General features: G+C 35.3%; 1 protein-coding gene. It reads left to right on the top strand.

Annotated elements, in window-relative coordinates; all coding sequences use genetic code 11:
* Positions 1-278: family 10 glycosylhydrolase (locus ACSG5Z_RS32765; RefSeq protein ID WP_435713020.1), on the top strand; the 278-nt coding region annotated here is incomplete at both ends.

Here is a 278-nt window from a genome sequence, read left to right on the forward strand (position 1 = left end):
CCTTTATGCTGATACACGTGAATGGATACAAAAAGGTTATATTGATTACATTACACCGCAAATATATTGGAATATTGATTTCACACCAGCTGCTTATGACATATTAGTAGATTGGTGGGTAAAAGAAACACATAATAAACCGATTCACCTATACATCGGTCAGGCAGCCTATAAAATTTATAATAATTCTGTCCCCGCTTGGTCTGATCCTGAAGAATATCCAAGACAAATTACATTAACCCGGTTATCTCCTGAGATAAAAGGTAGTTTGCATTTCA

It is taken from the genome of Bacillus pretiosus, from assembly GCF_051294775.1.
In the GTDB taxonomy this organism is placed as follows: domain Bacteria; phylum Bacillota; class Bacilli; order Bacillales; family Bacillaceae_G; genus Bacillus_A; species Bacillus_A wiedmannii.